Source organism: Mesorhizobium sp. M3A.F.Ca.ET.175.01.1.1 (assembly GCF_004791945.1).
In the GTDB taxonomy this organism is placed as follows: Bacteria; Pseudomonadota; Alphaproteobacteria; order Rhizobiales; family Rhizobiaceae; genus Mesorhizobium.
Genome location: NZ_SRTP01000002.1, coordinates 597,269 through 611,914, shown reverse-complemented (window position 1 = coordinate 611,914; position 14,646 = coordinate 597,269). Strand labels below are relative to the sequence as shown.

The 14,646-nt window shown below is 60.7% G+C and carries 14 protein-coding genes; 13 read left to right on the top strand and 1 reads right to left on the bottom strand.

The window, feature by feature from the left end; genetic code table 11:
- Positions 1–27: 27 nt before the first annotated feature.
- The 12 genes from EN818_RS07600 (at position 28) to EN818_RS07545 (ending at position 11,887) form a co-directional block, all read left to right on the top strand.
- Positions 28–2,052, top strand: a complete 2,025-nt coding sequence (locus EN818_RS07600) for a conjugal transfer protein TraG (RefSeq protein WP_024502848.1) — start codon at positions 28–30, stop codon at positions 2,050–2,052.
- Positions 2,053–2,168: 116 nt separating this feature from the next.
- The gene (locus EN818_RS07595) at positions 2,169–2,582 is read left to right on the top strand and encodes a CopG family transcriptional regulator (RefSeq protein WP_095488561.1); all 414 of its coding nucleotides are present in this window, start codon (positions 2,169–2,171) and stop codon (positions 2,580–2,582) included.
- Complete coding sequence (gene trbB / locus EN818_RS07590; RefSeq protein WP_024502850.1) at positions 2,579–3,547, top strand: P-type conjugative transfer ATPase TrbB; 969 nt, start codon at positions 2,579–2,581, stop codon at positions 3,545–3,547. Before EN818_RS07595 ends, trbB begins: the two co-directional genes overlap by 4 nt.
- A 12-nt stretch (positions 3,548–3,559) precedes the next feature.
- Complete coding sequence (locus EN818_RS07585; protein WP_126057781.1) at positions 3,560–3,868, top strand: TrbC/VirB2 family protein; 309 nt, start codon at positions 3,560–3,562, stop codon at positions 3,866–3,868.
- The gene (locus EN818_RS07580; protein ID WP_024502852.1) at positions 3,868–4,140 is read left to right on the top strand and encodes a VirB3 family type IV secretion system protein; all 273 of its coding nucleotides are present in this window, start codon (positions 3,868–3,870) and stop codon (positions 4,138–4,140) included. Before EN818_RS07585 ends, EN818_RS07580 begins: the two co-directional genes overlap by 1 nt.
- Complete coding sequence (trbE, locus tag EN818_RS07575) at positions 4,134–6,584, top strand: conjugal transfer protein TrbE (RefSeq protein WP_126057782.1); 2,451 nt, start codon at positions 4,134–4,136, stop codon at positions 6,582–6,584. The genes EN818_RS07580 and trbE overlap by 7 nt, the downstream gene beginning before the upstream one ends.
- The gene (gene trbJ / locus EN818_RS07570; RefSeq protein WP_024502854.1) at positions 6,581–7,306 is read left to right on the top strand and encodes a P-type conjugative transfer protein TrbJ; all 726 of its coding nucleotides are present in this window, start codon (positions 6,581–6,583) and stop codon (positions 7,304–7,306) included. Before trbE ends, trbJ begins: the two co-directional genes overlap by 4 nt.
- Positions 7,307–7,339: 33 nt before the next feature.
- Complete coding sequence (gene trbL, locus EN818_RS07565) at positions 7,340–8,662, top strand: P-type conjugative transfer protein TrbL (RefSeq protein ID WP_126057783.1); 1,323 nt, start codon at positions 7,340–7,342, stop codon at positions 8,660–8,662.
- Complete coding sequence (gene trbF, locus EN818_RS07560; protein WP_126063930.1) at positions 8,663–9,394, top strand: conjugal transfer protein TrbF; 732 nt, start codon at positions 8,663–8,665, stop codon at positions 9,392–9,394. It begins immediately after the preceding gene.
- Position 9,395: 1 nt separating this feature from the next.
- Positions 9,396–10,421, top strand: a complete 1,026-nt coding sequence (trbG, locus tag EN818_RS07555) for a P-type conjugative transfer protein TrbG (protein WP_127232321.1) — start codon at positions 9,396–9,398, stop codon at positions 10,419–10,421.
- Positions 10,418–11,632: a TrbI/VirB10 family protein gene (locus EN818_RS07550; RefSeq protein WP_126057785.1), complete on the top strand. Its 1,215-nt coding sequence runs from the start codon at positions 10,418–10,420 to the stop codon at positions 11,630–11,632. Before trbG ends, EN818_RS07550 begins: the two co-directional genes overlap by 4 nt.
- A gap of 12 nt (positions 11,633–11,644) precedes the next feature.
- Positions 11,645–11,887 carry a DUF2274 domain-containing protein gene (locus tag EN818_RS07545; protein ID WP_126057786.1) on the top strand — a complete coding sequence of 81 codons (243 nt, stop codon included), beginning with the start codon at positions 11,645–11,647 and terminating at the stop codon, positions 11,885–11,887.
- Between the two features lie 235 nt (positions 11,888–12,122).
- On the opposite strand, the gene hemN is transcribed toward EN818_RS07545, so the two are convergent.
- Positions 12,123–13,472 carry an oxygen-independent coproporphyrinogen III oxidase gene (gene hemN / locus EN818_RS07540; RefSeq protein ID WP_126059321.1) on the bottom strand — a complete coding sequence of 450 codons (1,350 nt, stop codon included), beginning with the start codon at positions 13,470–13,472 and terminating at the stop codon, positions 12,123–12,125.
- 152 nt (positions 13,473–13,624) lie between these two features.
- Here hemN and EN818_RS07535 point away from each other — a divergent pair, with 152 nt between their 5' ends.
- Positions 13,625–14,368, top strand: coding sequence for a Crp/Fnr family transcriptional regulator (locus EN818_RS07535; protein WP_126057787.1), 744 nt, complete (start codon positions 13,625–13,627; stop codon positions 14,366–14,368).
- The last annotated feature ends 278 nt before the right edge of the window (positions 14,369–14,646 follow it).

Sequence of the window (14,646 nt, the reverse complement as noted above, 5' to 3'; positions counted from 1 at the left end):
GGTCGCGTTGTTCAGCGGGCCAAGCCGATGACACCTACGAAGCTACTGATCGGGCAGATCGCCGTTGTGTGCGCAATTGTCATTATCGGCGTATGGACGGCAACCCAATGGTGCGCTCAAATGCTGACCTACCAGACGCCTCTCGGCGCACCATGGTTTCTCTTCGCCGGCTGGCCAATCTACAAGCCGTGGAAGCTGTTTGAATGGTGGTTCCACTTCGATGCTTATGCGCCGGAGGTCTTCGACAAAGCCGGTACGCTTGCAGGCGCCAGCGGATTCCTGGGCTGTGCCGCCGCAATCGCAGGCTCGCTTTTGCGCGCGCGACAGCGCGGGTCGGTTACGACCTATGGGTCTTCACGGTGGGCCACGACTCATGAGGTCGAGACGGCAGGGTTGTTACGGCCGGCGGGCGTTTTCCTCGGTAGGCTGAACGATCGCTATCTGCGCCATGACGGCCCGGAGCACGTCATGGCATTTGCGCCGACGCGTTCGGGCAAGGGCGTGGGGCTGGTTGTTCCAACGCTACTTTCCTGGACCGGGTCTGCCATCATTCATGATATAAAAGGCGAAAATTGGCAGTTGACCTCCGGCTGGCGGTCGAAATTCTCGTACTGCCTTCTGTTCAATCCGACCGACCCGAGATCGGCACGCTACAACCCGCTGCTGGAGGTGCGCAAAGGCCCAGATGAGATCCGGGACGTTCAAAACATCGCCGACATCCTCGTCGATCCCGAGGGCGCGCTGGAGCGACGGAATCACTGGGAGAAGACCAGCCATTCACTCCTAGTTGGCGCCATTTTGCACGTGCTCTACGCTGAAGAGGACAAGACGCTAGCCCGCGTCGCCACCTTCCTGTCGGACCCGCAACGCTCGTTTGCCGCAACGCTACGGCGGATGATGACGACAAACCATCTCGGGACGGGGCATAACCCTCAGGTCCATCCCGTAGTGGCCTCGGCGGCTCGCGAACTCCTGAACAAGTCGGAAAACGAGCGCTCAGGCGTCCTCTCGACCGCCATGTCCTTTCTTGGGCTTTATCGTGATCCAACGGTCGCGGCGGCCACTTCGTCCTGCGACTGGCGCATCGCTGACCTAGTGGATGGAGAGCGACCGCTGTCGCTCTATCTGGTCGTGCCGCCTTCGGATATCTCGCGCACCAAGCCTTTGGTGCGACTGATCTTGAACCAGATCGGCAGGCGGTTGACGGAGCGTCTGGAGGGGGACCCGAAGAAGAGCCGTAAGCATCAGCTGCTCATGATGCTGGACGAGTTTCCGGCGCTCGGTCGCCTCGACTTCTTCGAAACGGCGCTCGCCTTCATGGCAGGTTATGGCATTCGCTCCTATCTGATCGCACAATCTTTGAACCAGGTTTCAAAGGCCTATGGCGAGAACAATGCTATTCTCGACAATTGCCACGTGCGAATTGCCTTTTCCTCCAATGACGAACGCACGGCCAAGCGCATCTCGGATGCCCTCGGCACCGCAACCGAACTTAGGTCGATGCGCAACTATGCGGGCCATCGGCTTGCGCCCTGGCTTTCACATGTCATGGTGAGCCGCCAGGAAACCGCGCGCCCGCTCCTGACGCCAGGCGAGGTGATGCAATTGCCGCCGTCAGACGAATTGGTCCTGGTTTCTGGGTTGCCGCCGATCCGCGCCAAGAAGCTGCGCTATTATCAGGATCAGAATTTCACAGATCGGGTGCTGCCTGCGCCGGTGCTGCACGACGGACCCTATGCGGACTGCCCTGCATCACGCCCGGACGGCTGGACTGGACAAGTGTGCAGCGTCGATAGCCGACTTGCTGCGGACGAGGAAAGCGCCGACGCGCCAGTTGAAGACGAGGGAGGCGTTCAGCAGCAACGCCATCCAAGCCTGCCCGAAGAAGACGTTGTTGTCTCTCAAGAGCCCGATCAGGCCGATCTGTACAAGCCCGCAGACGATGACAGCGAAGCGCTCGCGGACAAGCGTGTCATGGATCGGATTTCCACTGCGGCCCGCGCCTACGGTATCAACGAGGGCAGGGGCGACGATGTCATTCCCGGCTTCTGAAGTCCGCTGAGTTGCAGAGCGCACCTCAGCGTAGATAACGGCCATAAGCAATTTTGAGCGTCTGGCCGATGCTTCTCCCGTCGCCGGCGCAACGCCGGGCCGTCGGAACGAGCCGCATGAAGCCGCACCGCATTCGCCATCAGTTTCTGCTTGAGCCGGAGCTCAGCGAGAAACTGGACAACCTCAGTCGCGATCCGTCAACGACCAAATCAGCGATCGTGGCGAAGGCGATCGAGGCGTTCATCGAGCGGCGTGGCGAGAGCGAGTTCGATCGGCGCTACGGCGTAAGGCTTGACCGGCTCTCCCGCGATCTTGCCCACGTCAGGCGCGATTCCGAGGTGATCCTGGAGAGCCTGGCGCTCTTCATCCGCTTTTCGATCACCCTTCACGCCCACACGCCGGTCCCGGATCGGGCAACGCAGGCTATTGCCCAAGAGCGTTTCGAGAAATTCGTTGAGAAGGTCGGCCGCCAGATCGCTTCCGGCAAAAAGTCGCTTAGCAAAGACAATGGTGGGGGAGGGGAAGGATGAGCTCTCATCCCGAGGCCGACCACCGGCGGCGTGTCATGCTGCGCACCGCCATGGGTCCGGCAATCACCGAAGCCCTGGCCGATCCGTCCGTCATCGAGGTGATGGTCAATCCCGACGGCGCGCTGCGACTCGACCGGTTAGGCGAAGGTCGGGTCGATACCGACGTTCACATGCACCCGTCCGAGGCAGAACGTATCATCCGCCTGGTTGCTTCGCACGTGCGCGCCGAGGCGCACGCCGACAACCCGATCGTCAGTGCCGAATTGCCGTCTGGCGAACGCTTCGAAGGCCTGCTGCCACCTGTGGTGTTGGCGCCATGTTTTGCCATCCGCAAGCCCGCCGCGAAAGTCTACACCCTGGCCGACTATGTTGCCGAACGCATCATGCTGCCGCTGCAGGCCGATGCGCTGAAAAAGGCCGTCCGCGAGCGGCGCAACATGCTGATCGCCGGCGGCACTTCCTCGGGGAAGACAACACTCGCCAACGCTCTGCTGGCTGAAGTCGCCGAATGCGACGATCGGGTGATCCTGATCGAGGACACACGCGAACTGCAGTGCGCGGCCAGGGACTGCGTTGCCCTGAGAACAAGGCGGGGCTCGGTCACCCTTGCCGATCTCGTGCGCTCGACGCTGAGGCTCAGGCCGGACCGCATCATCGTGGGCGAGGTGAGGGGCGCGGAAGCGCTCGACATGCTGAAGGCATGGAACACCGGGCACCCAGGCGGCATCGCTACCGTACACGCCAATTCCGCGCGCTCGGCTCTCTATCGCATTGAGCAACTCGCCCAGGAAGCGGTGGTCACCGTTCCCCGCCGGCTCATCGCTGAGGCGATAGATCTGATCGTCTTCATAGCGGGACGCGGCTCGTCGCGCCACATCGACGCAATCGCCGAGGTCACCGGTCTCGACGGCAGCGGCGATTACGCCGTTGCCCCGCTCACGCTTTCGCAACTCCAGCAGCTTTGAAAGGCCTTCCTCATGCGCAAGAAGCTTCGCTTTCTTTCGTCCACAGCGCTCGCGTTTCTTAACACGGCCCCGGTTTATGCCGCCGGCTCCGGCATGCCGTGGGAGCAGCCGCTGCAGCAGATCCTGGAGTCCGTGCAGGGACCGGTCGCCAAGATCGTTGCGGTGATCATCATTATCACCACCGGCCTGACGCTTGCCTTCGGCGACACCGCCGGTGGTTTTCGGCGCCTGATTCAGATCGTCTTCGGTCTGTCAATCGCCTTCGCGGCATCGAGCTTCTTCCTCTCCTTCTTCTCCTTCGGTGGTGGGGCGCTCGTCTGATGGCCGCCGGGGAGCAGCATATCGAGGGCTTCGCAGTACCGGTCCACCGGGCGCTGACCGAGCCGATCCTGCTCGGCGGGGCTCCGCGCGCGGTGGCGATCCTCAACGGTACAGTGGCCGCGGCCATTGGCTTCGGCTTGCAGCAATGGATTGCTGGTCTGGTGCTTTGGATCGCAGGCCACTCGTTAGCGGTGTTTGCCGCAAGACGCGATCCGGACTTCGCCAGCGTGCTTGTGCGCCACCTACGTCTGAAGGGGTGGCTTGCATGCTGAACCTTTCGGAATATCGAAGCAAAGCCGACCGGCTTGCCGACCATCTACCCTGGGCTGCCTTGGTGGCGCCCGGCATCGTGCTCAACAAGGACGGCAGCTTTCAGCGGACGTTGCGGTTCCGCGGCCCGGATCTCGAAAGTGCGACGGAGGCTGAACTCGTCGGCATTTGCGCCCGGGCGAACAATGCTCTCAGACGCCTTGGCTCTGGCTGGGCATTGTTCTTTGAGGCCGAGCGCACAGAAGCGCTGGGCTATCCGAACTCGCATTTTCCTGACGCCGCGTCGTGGCTGGTCGACGAAGAACGCCGCGCTGCTTTCGAGGGGAAGGTAGCGCACTACGAGAGCCGCTATCATCTGACCTTGGTGTTTATGCCACCGCCGGACGCCCAGGCGCGCGCAGAAAGCGCGCTCGTCGACTCTCATTATTCCCGAGGAGAAAGAGACTGGCGCCAGGATCTGGCGAGGTTCCGTGACGAGACCAACCGCGTGCTCGATCTCTTCTCGGGTTTCATGTCCGAAGTACGCGTCCTCGATGATGCTCAGACGTTGACCTACCTCCACGGCACGATTTCGCCTCGTCGCCATCCTATCATGGCCCCGGAAACGCCGATATATCTGGATGCAATCCTGGTCGATGCGCCGCTTACCGGTGGCCTGGAGCCGATGCTGGGTGAGCAGCATCTTCGCACACTGACCATCCTCGGCTTTCCGAACCTCACCCGGCCCGGAATCCTCGATACCCTCAATCATCAGGATTTCGCCTATCGCTGGATGACGCGCTTCATTCCGCTCGAGAAAACGGAAGCCACGAAGACGCTGACGCGATTGCGCCGGCAGTGGTTTGCCAAGCGCAAATCGATCGTGGCAATCCTACGCGAGGTCATTACCAACGAGCCGGTCCCGCTTGTCGATAACGATGCCGACAACAAGGCGCTCGATGCCGACGAAGCCCTTCAGGCATTGGGCGGTGATCATGTGAGTTTCGGCTATCTCACCACCACCGTGACGGTGTGGGGCGAGGATCGCCAAGCCGCTGCAGAGAAGCTTCGCGCGGTCGAGCGCATCATCAATGGGCTCGGCTTCACCACGATCCGAGAAGGCGTCAATGCGGTCGAGGCTTGGCTCGGCTCATTGCCTGGCCATGTCTACGCTAACGTTCGCCAACCGCTCGTTCATACATTGAACCTTGCCCATCTCATGCCGCTGTCGTCGGTTTGGGCCGGTCCTGCGACAAACGAGCATCTCGCGAAAGTCACCCAAACCGAAGCGCCACCGCTTTTCGTTGCCGAGACCAGTGGGTCGACACCGTTTCGGCTTTCCACCCACGTCGAAGATGTCGGCCACATGCTGGTTGTTGGTCCGACCGGCGCCGGCAAGTCGGTTCTGCTTGCTCTGATTGCTCTGCAGTTCAGGCGCTATGCCGGCGCCCAGGTTTATGTCTTCGACAAAGGCAATTCGGCCCGTGCTGCAACACTTGCCATGGGTGGAGAACACCACGCGCTAGGAGCGGACGGTTCCCTTGCCTTTCAGCCACTGCGCAGCATCAACGACCAGGCTAGCCGAAGCTGGGCGGCCGAATGGATCGCCAGCCTTGTTGCCCACGAGAACGTCACCGTCACGCCGGAGGTGAAGGAGGCTATTTGGTCAGCGCTGGCCAGCCTTGCCACCGCGCCGGCGCAGGAACGCACACTGACCGGTCTTTCGGTCCTGCTTCAATCCAATGCGCTGAAGACCGCATTGATGCCCTACACGCTCGACGGTCCCTTCGGCCGCCTGCTCGATGCCGATCATGATGGGCTGGCCTTGTCGGATGTGCAGTGTTTCGAGACCGAGGAGTTAATGCACAGCCAAGGCGCTTTGCTGCCGGTGCTTACCTATCTGTTCCAGCGACTTGAGGAACGGTTCGACGGACGGCCCACGCTGATCATGCTCGACGAGGCGTGGGTCTATCTCGACAATCCGCTGTTCGCCGCCCGCATCCGCGAATGGCTGAAGGTGCTGCGAAAGAAGAACGTGTCGGTTGTCTTCGCTACGCAGTCGCTGGCTGATATCGCGGGCTCTGGCATAGCGCCGGCAATCATCGAAAGCTGCCCGCAGCGCATTTTCCTTCCCAATGATCGTGCCGTGGAACCCCAGGCGCGCACAGCCTACGAGCGCTTCGGTTTAAGCGAGCGGCAGATCGAATTGATCGCCCGCGCCACGCCGAAGCGTCAGTATTATCTGCAATCGCGCCGCGGCAACCGTCTGTTCGAGCTCGAGCTTGGCCCCATCGCTCTTGCGCTTTGCGGTGCTTCCGATCCGGCCACGCAGACTCTGATCGACAGGATCATGTCCGAAGACGGGCAAGGCAGCTTTGCCTCGCAGTTCCTGATCGCGCGCGGCCTCGATTGGGCCGGCGAACTTCTCAAGCAATTCCCTCAACCAGACAAGGAGCAATTCTCATGATGCGGCGACGCCTTCTCTCCGGCCTGATCACCGTTTCCCTGATCGCCAAGCCTATGGCCGACTATGTGCAGCCCGCGTACGCCCTTATCGTGTTCGATCCGTCCAATTATGCGCAGAACGTGCTGACGGCCGCGCGCGCATTGGAGCAGATCAACAACCAAATCCAGTCGCTGCAGAATCAGGCGACCATGCTGCAGAACATGGCGCGCAATCTTCAGCGTCTGGATTTCTCTTCCGTTGGCCAACTCACCGGTTCGCTCCATCGCATCGACGGCTTGATGGACCAGGCGAGTGGCCTCAGCTTTGATCTGGGCAAGCTTCAAGACCAGTGGCGCAGCCAATATCCGGAAAGCTACGACGCCACGATCAAAGTCAGCGATGTGGCGAGTGCTGCGCGGGAGCGTTGGCAAACCGCCATGCAGGCGTTCCGCCAGACCATGGGTGTCCAGTCGCAAATCGTCGAGAACGTCCGCGCCGACGGCGATCTGCTCGCCGATCTCGTCAACCGCAGCCAAGGGGCGGCCGGTGCGCTTCAGGCAAGCCAGGCCACCAACCAGCTGATGGCGCTTTCGACAAAACAGCAGATGCAGATCCAGACGCTGCTCGCAACGCAGTTTCGAGCTGAGGCCGAGGATGCCGCCCGCAAGGCCCAGTCAGACGAAGCCGCCCGCGAGATGACGAAGCGGTTCTTGGGTACCGGCTCGGCTTATCCCGGCAATTAATCACGAGTTCATCACGACGAGAAAGGCAGCGGCATGAACGACCTTGGCGTCATCGATCGCTTCATGGAGACCTTCATCCGCTACATCGACAGCGGGTTCGGTCTGCTATCGGGCGACCTCGCCTTCCTCACTACCATTCTGATCGGCATTGACATCACACTTGCCGGCCTGGCGTGGGCGCTCGGCGACGAAACCAGCGTTCTCGGCCGGCTTGTCCGCAAGGTGCTCTATGTTGGCGTCTTCGCCTTCATTCTGAACAATTTCAAGAACCTCGCCGATATCGTTTATCGTTCTTTTGCCGGTCTCGGGATTAAGGCGTCGGCCGGCAATCTGTCGGCAGACAATCTCTTGCGCCCGGGCCGCATTGCCGCGACCGGTTTCGAAGGTGCTTGGCCAATGCTTGACCAAGCCAGTCAGCTCCTGGGCTTCCCGGAAATCTTCGGCAACGCACTGACCATCTTCGTGCTGCTGATGGCCTGGTTCCTGGTTATCATCGCCTTCTTCATCCTTTCCATCCAGCTTTTCATCACCATCCTAGAGTTCAAGCTCACCACGCTGGCAGGTTTTGTTTTGGTTCCATTCGCACTTTGGAACCGTTCAGCGTTCCTGGCCGAACGCGTGCTCGGCCATGTTATCTCGTCAGGCATCAAGGTGATGGTGCTCGCCGTCATTGTCGGTATCGGCTCCACGCTCTTCGGGGAGTTCGCTTCCGCATTGCAAGGCAAGGAGCCGGATCTTGCCGGTGCCATGTCCCAGGTACTGGGCGCACTGGCACTGCTTGGCCTTGGCATTTTTGGGCCGGGGATCGCGTCGGGTCTTGTCTCAGGCGCACCGCAGCTTGGGGCGGGCGCCGCCCTCGGCACGACCGCGGCGGCAGCGGGTGTATCACTCGTTGCTGGAGGCACAGCATTTGCTGGCGCGCGTATGGCAACCAGCGGCGGTCTCGCCGCCATCCGAGCCGGCACAACAATGGGATCGGCTGCTTCCACGTCATGGCAGATCGGGCGCGCAACCTCGCCCGACGCTGGCCTCTCCGGTGTGGCTGCTGGAATGCATGGTGTAACCAGTGCAGCTGGCGGCGCCGCTATACGCATAGCGCGATCCGCCACTGCAAGTGTTGGGCGCAACGCCGATGCCGGGCGCGATGCCGCGTGGACCGCGACCGGCGGCGCGCCGACAGCGTCAATGACCGAACGCTCTGCCGGTTCGGCCACTGTTTCGGCGCCGACGTGGGCAAGGCGCCTACGTTCTGAACAGACCGCCCGGGCAAATCGCCACGCTGCCATGCAAGCTGTCCGAGACGGAGACCGGCCGGGAGGCAGCGCCAACCCCTCTCTCAACGACAAGGATGACTAGATGCTCTTCAAGCGACCCGTGCACCGTTACGGCAAAACACCCGAACCGGTCACGCCGTATCAAAAAGCCGCCCAACTGTGGGACGAGCGCATCGGCTCATCTCGACTGCAGGCCAGGAACTGGCGGATCATGGCCCTTGGCTGCCTGGCCTTGGCGACCGGGCTTTCCGGCGGACTCGTATGGCAGTCGATGCAAAGCCGTGTCGTGCCTTATGTCGTCGAGGTCGATGGCTTCGGCGAGACGCGCGCCGTCGCGCCGGCGGTCCGGAATTATGAGCCCTCGGATGCTCAGATCGCCTGGCATCTCGGCCGCTTCATCCAGAATGTCCGTTCCGTTTCCACCGATCCGGTTTTGGTTCGGCAGAACTGGTTGGCAGCGTACGACTTTGCTAGCGATCGCGCAGCGCTCTTCCTCAACGAATACGCCAAGGCGAACGACCCCTTCGGTCAGATCGGAACGCGCAGTGTTTCGGTACAGGTCACCAGCGTGGTCAGAGCCTCCGAAAGTTCATTCCAGGTCAAATGGACCGAGCAGGTGTTTGAGCGCGGAAGCCTTGCCAGCACGATGCGCTGGACTGCGATCCTCACGATCGTGATCCGCTCGCCAAGCAATACGGATCAGCTGCGCAAGAATCCGCTCGGCGTCTTCATCAATGCCATTGACTGGTCACGCGAGCTCGACAGCGCCGTCCCAGCCCCCCTTTCTCCGACGGAGTCCACCAATGAAAGGTAAAATGTCACCGATTCGTGCCGTGCTGATCCTATCGGTGTCGGCAGCGGTCGTTTCCGCTTGTGCATCGAAGAAGGTGCCGCCGCCTGAGATTTCCTATGACGCTGCCGACTTCAAACCGGCCGCGATCGAAAAAGCGCCGGAGAGGCCGATTAGAATTGTCGAGGTGCCAAAACCACTGCCGCTGCCTGGCCAAATGCAGCCCGAGCCCGGCAAGGCCGAGGACAAGCGCCCTCCTGAAGAACGCGTCGCTGATGCCAACAAAGCCGCGACCCAGCAACCCACCAAGTACGGGTATGTTAATGCAGTGCAAGTCTACCCCTTCACCGATGGCGCGCTTTATCAACTCTATGCCGCGCCGGAGCGCGTGACCGACATCGCTCTGCAGCCGGGCGAGAAACTAACCGCCGTGTCGGCTGGCGACACCGTGCGCTGGGTCATTGGCGATACCGCAAGCGGCACCGGTGACAATCAGCGCACCCATGTTCTGGTAAAACCCTTCGCGCCGGGTCTTGCCACCAATGTCGTCATTACGACGGACCGGCGGACCTATCATTTGCAGCTTCAAAGCACCGAGAAGACCGCAATGGCGGCAATCTCCTGGACCTACAGCCAAGACCAGATCATCGCGCTTCGCCAGCGCAATGCTCAAGCCGAGGCAGTTACACCGGTCGCGTCGAACATCGCGCTCGAAAACCTTCGCTTTCGCTACTCAATCAGTGGCGACACACCGCCCTGGAGACCGACGCGAGCCTTCGACGACGGCAGCAAGGTCTATATTGAGTTCCCTCGTCGCATAGATCAGGGCGAGGCGCCACCACTCTTCATCGTCGGCGCAGATGGGAGCAGCGAGCTCGTCAACTATCGCGTGCGCGGCAACTATTACATCGTCGATCGGCTCTTCGCCGCGGCCGAACTTCGCCTCGGCACCAAGCGGCAGCAGGTGATCCGCATCAGCAGGATTGACGGCAGGCAACCGCAACGGCGGATCTCGCTCTTTCGCGGCAGCCGGCGAGGTGAGGGCTCATGATCGAAAATTCCCGCTCTGGCATCCCGCCGAAACTGGATCCCGAGGAACTGCAGCTTCGGGCCTCTCCCCGCCGCGTGGTGCGGTTCAGGCGCGGTGTGATCATCGCTATCGCAGCGCTCGGATCCGGCGCTGTCTTCGGCGTTACCATGATCGCCCTCCAGGGGCCGGCCCTTCGCATCAGGGATCAGGCGGAAGATCTCTACAACACTGAGCGCAAACCAACCGCCGAGGGACTCGATACGCTTCCCCATGACTATTCCGGCATGAAGCCAAAGCCTCCCGTCCTTGGGCTACCTTTGCCGGGCGACCTCGGCCGCCCCATCCTCGAGCGGCAGCGCCAGCTCGGCATCGTGCCGGGCCAAGACATCTCGGCCGAGGAGCAGCGTCTAGCGCAGCAGGCGATCGAAGCGCGTGAATCGCGGGTGCTTTTCCGCGTCGAAAATCGAGCTCAACAGACAGATGTCGGAGAGAGCGTGCAAACTGCTCAGCATCCATTTGAGGCGCTTCCCCAATCCGAAGCAGGACGCGCGTCAGCCTCGGTGGCGGCGGCGGAAGGCGACCAGAACAATCAGCAGCGAAAGCTTGATTTTCTCAGCCAGCGGAGCACTGGCGGGATCTACAATCCGCATGCGCTTCAGACGCCGATCTCGCCATATCAACTGATGGCTGGCAGCGTGATTGCCGCCAGCCTGATCACCGGCATCAATTCCGATTTGCCGGGCCTTGTCGTCGCGCAAGTCACCGAAAATGTGCACGACACGGTCACGGGCAACATATTGCTGATTCCGCAGGGCTCACGTCTTATCGGCGTCTACGACAGCGTCGTCGCGTTCGGGCAAAAGCGAGCGCTGCTGGTCTGGCAGCGCATTCTGCTGCCCGACGGCTCGTCGGCCGAAATCGACAATCTGCCCGCGAGCGACACCGCCGGCTACGCAGGGCTGGAAGACAAAGTCGATTTCCACACTTGGCAGATGATCAAGGGAGTGGCGCTTGCCACATTGCTCGGTGTCGGCACAGAATTCAGCCTCGGCGAAAACGAGAGCGATCTGGTCAAGGCGATCCGGGAATCAGCCCAGCAGAACGCCAGTCGAGCCGGCCAGCGCATCACCGAAAAAAACCTCAATATCCAGCCCACCATCGTCGTCCGCCCAGGTTGGCCACTGCGCGTCATCGTGCACAAGGACATCGTGCTGCGGCCATACGCCAGTTGAGCAGGAGTTATCATGGCTGACCTGAAACTTGGAAAACTTCCGGACCGAACAGCTTCGAAGATCACCATTACCGTCAGCGCGGAGCTGAGCCAAACACTCAAGGAGTATGCTGCACTTTACCGTCAGACCTATGGTCAGTCTGAAACCGTGGCAGAACTCATCCCTTTCATGCTGGCGGCGTTTCTGGAAGGCGACCGAGCCTTTGCCAGGGCCAGAAAAGAACGTCTGCCGACGGAGCTTGCCGGAAAATCGTGACTCCTCCGCTAGGGCAGCTGGAACATTGCCTAGCTGTCGCGACCTACCTGCTCCTCGCGAAGCATAGGATCAAACCCCTTGGAATGTAGGTATGCGCAAGAGAGGATGTGGAAGGAGATACCGCGCAACAGCCTAAGTTTGCATTTTCGATTTGATGCGGTAGTCGCCTATGAGCGGTCAAAACGAACGCAGCTGGTTCGCCGATCGACCAAACGGCGAGCGCACTGTGCTTTGCTCAGACCGCCACCGAGTGCCTCGCCGTTCCCCCTTTGAAATATGTATCGAACTTGGCCGCGATGGTTCGAATGAAGGGGCGACTTTCAGTCCGTACGAGGAAACTGTCACCATCGAATTCAAGCGCTCGGGCAGGATCGTGGAGTGCGATGGACCTCGAGCGATGAAGGAGCTGCTCGCCGGCTTTGCCGAACCGCTCCACCAGATCGACTGCCGAGAAGGCAAAATCACACATCAGCCGCTCGATGATCCAGCCACGGACGCGATCGTCGTCGGAAAGGGCAACGCCGCGGACGGCAGCCAACCCGCCATCCGCAACCATGCGCCCGTACCCGGCAGTCGAAGCCATGTTTTGCACGTAGCCTTGGCGAAAACGACCGATGGACGAAGGGCCAAGTCCGATCAGTGTCGGGCAGCGATCCTCAGTGTAGCCCTGAAAATTGCGATGCAAAACCCCTGCGCGGGCCGCTATGGCCAGCGCATCGTCGGGCTTCGCGAAATGATCGAGTCCTATTGCCTCATATCCCTTGGCGACAATTGCCCGCGCCGCGAGTTGAGATTGGGCGAAACGCTCAGTGGGACTCGGCAGCCATGCCTCGTCGATCATCGTCTGATGCTTCTTGAACCAGGGCACATGTGCGTAGCCGAACAGGGCCATCCGGTCTGGCTCCAAGGTCAGTGCCTGCGCCACCGTGGAACAGATCGTCTCGCGTGTCTGATTCGGGAGCCCGTAGAGCAGGTCCAGATTGACCGATTCGACGCCCCGCGAACGAACCCCGTCGACGACTGCCTTGGTCTGCAAAAAACTCTGCTCACGATTAATTGCTTTTTGCACTTGCGGATCGAAATCCTGCACGCCGAGGCTCGCCCGGGTTACGCCGATTTGAGCAAGTGCATCAAGGCGCGCCTTGTCCATGTCGTTGGTTTCGATTTCGATGCTGACCGTAGCATCCGGGAGAAAGTCGAAGCTGTCCCGCAAGGCCGCTCCAAGAGCAACCATATCATCGGGCCTCAGAATAGTTGGCGAACCGCCACCGAAGTGGATTGCACGGACATGTGCCTTGCCGCTCAGCAGACCGGCAATCGTGACGATTTCGGCATTCAGCGAGCGCAGATAAGCGGCCACCGGCTCATATTGGTGCGTCTGCTTGGTGTGGCAGGCGCAGAACCAGCAGAGCTTGTCGCAGTAAGGAATGTGCAGGTACAGCGAGATTTCGTCGCCGCTTTCCAGCGTCTCCAACCAGCCACGGTAAATGGCAGCATCGATCCCCGAATGGAAATGCGGCGCCGTCGGATAGCTGGTGTAGCGTGGGACGTTCTCGCTGAGTTTGACAGCTATTTCCGATTGCATCTCGCGTTCACCGTGTTGCCCGCCGGAACACTGCACGCATCGCTGAAGCAGACCCTGATCTCGATCAGCCGCGCTCATGGACAAACCGCCGCAGGATTTCTCTACCCTGGATGGGTATCCTGCCGGCAGTTAGGATCGGGTAAGGCGAACGCATGACCTTTCGGCAAGACATTCATAGTTCCGGCATTCCTGTTCTTTGCTTCCCTTGCGAGGCACGGCGTCGCGGTGTCTGCGGTGCGCTCGATCCAGACAATTTGGTTGGGCTCGCCAAGACTTGCTCGCGTCGCCGGATCGAGTCAGGAATGGAGTTGACCGGCGAGGCACAGAACGTCGACAGCTACTCCAACGTGCTTTCAGGCGTTGTAAAGCTATCAAAGAGCCTGTCGGATGGGCGCCAGCAGATCGTCGGTCTCCAGTTTGCACCGGATTTTCTGGGACGTCCTTTCAAGGTGGAAAGCTCGATCAATGCGGAAGCGGCAACAGCAGTCACGCTGTGTTCGTTTCCGCGAGCGGCCGTCGAACGGATGATGAAGGCGTCACGGGAATTCGAGCATCGCCTGCTCAAACAGACGCTGAATGAACTCGATGAGGCGCGCGAGTGGATGGTGACGCTGGGGCGCAAGACAGCTCCGGAAAAGGTAGCGACTTTTCTCCTCATGATGGCCCGGAATATCGATTCCAGTCTCGATGCGGCTTCCGGGTCGGCGTCCTTCGATCTGCCGCTGACGCGTGTCGAAATGTCTGATTTCCTTGGAATCACCAACGAGACCGTGAGCCGCCAACTGACGCGATTGCGGGCTGACGGGGTGATTCGGATTGAGAACGCACGCCATGTGACGGTGGACAGCATAAGCCGTCTGGAGAAGCGCTGTGGCGGCGGACGCGAGCGGCCCTAAGCGGCGAGGCCATGTCGCATGACTCCGGGGCGGGCCGTGTTTGCCTTTTAATGCGATGTTGCCGCGCCTTCGACGAAGCGGCGTCACGGTCGAGACAAACAGCTTTCGGGCTTTGATAGGAACGTGACCAATCGCCAGGTGTGTTTCGGCACATACCGGCGAAGCATGGTCCTTAATCTGCCACGGCTCGGCGGAACGATCGCGTTCGTTTCCAATGGGATCCGAACAACGTTTGGCAGGGCATCGGCAATAGCATCCAACGCGCGCAGGGCCTCAGC

Bases quoted from the DNA above. Each gene is read 5' to 3' on its own strand.
- EN818_RS07600 (WP_024502848.1), top strand. From the start codon at position 28: ATGACACCTACGAAGCTACTGATCGGGCAGATCGCCGTTGTGTGCGCA.
- EN818_RS07595 (WP_095488561.1), top strand. From the start codon at position 2,169: ATGAAGCCGCACCGCATTCGCCATCAGTTTCTGCTTGAGCCGGAGCTC.
- trbB (WP_024502850.1), top strand. From the start codon at position 2,579: ATGAGCTCTCATCCCGAGGCCGACCACCGGCGGCGTGTCATGCTGCGC.
- EN818_RS07585 (WP_126057781.1), top strand. From the start codon at position 3,560: ATGCGCAAGAAGCTTCGCTTTCTTTCGTCCACAGCGCTCGCGTTTCTT.
- EN818_RS07580 (WP_024502852.1), top strand. From the start codon at position 3,868: ATGGCCGCCGGGGAGCAGCATATCGAGGGCTTCGCAGTACCGGTCCAC.
- trbE (WP_126057782.1), top strand. From the start codon at position 4,134: ATGCTGAACCTTTCGGAATATCGAAGCAAAGCCGACCGGCTTGCCGAC.
- trbJ (WP_024502854.1), top strand. From the start codon at position 6,581: ATGATGCGGCGACGCCTTCTCTCCGGCCTGATCACCGTTTCCCTGATC.
- trbL (WP_126057783.1), top strand. From the start codon at position 7,340: ATGAACGACCTTGGCGTCATCGATCGCTTCATGGAGACCTTCATCCGC.
- trbF (WP_126063930.1), top strand. From the start codon at position 8,663: ATGCTCTTCAAGCGACCCGTGCACCGTTACGGCAAAACACCCGAACCG.
- trbG (WP_127232321.1), top strand. From the start codon at position 9,396: ATGTCACCGATTCGTGCCGTGCTGATCCTATCGGTGTCGGCAGCGGTC.
- EN818_RS07550 (WP_126057785.1), top strand. From the start codon at position 10,418: ATGATCGAAAATTCCCGCTCTGGCATCCCGCCGAAACTGGATCCCGAG.
- EN818_RS07545 (WP_126057786.1), top strand. From the start codon at position 11,645: ATGGCTGACCTGAAACTTGGAAAACTTCCGGACCGAACAGCTTCGAAG.
- hemN (WP_126059321.1), bottom strand. From the start codon at position 13,472: ATGCAATCGGAAATAGCTGTCAAACTCAGCGAGAACGTCCCACGCTAC.
- EN818_RS07535 (WP_126057787.1), top strand. From the start codon at position 13,625: ATGACCTTTCGGCAAGACATTCATAGTTCCGGCATTCCTGTTCTTTGC.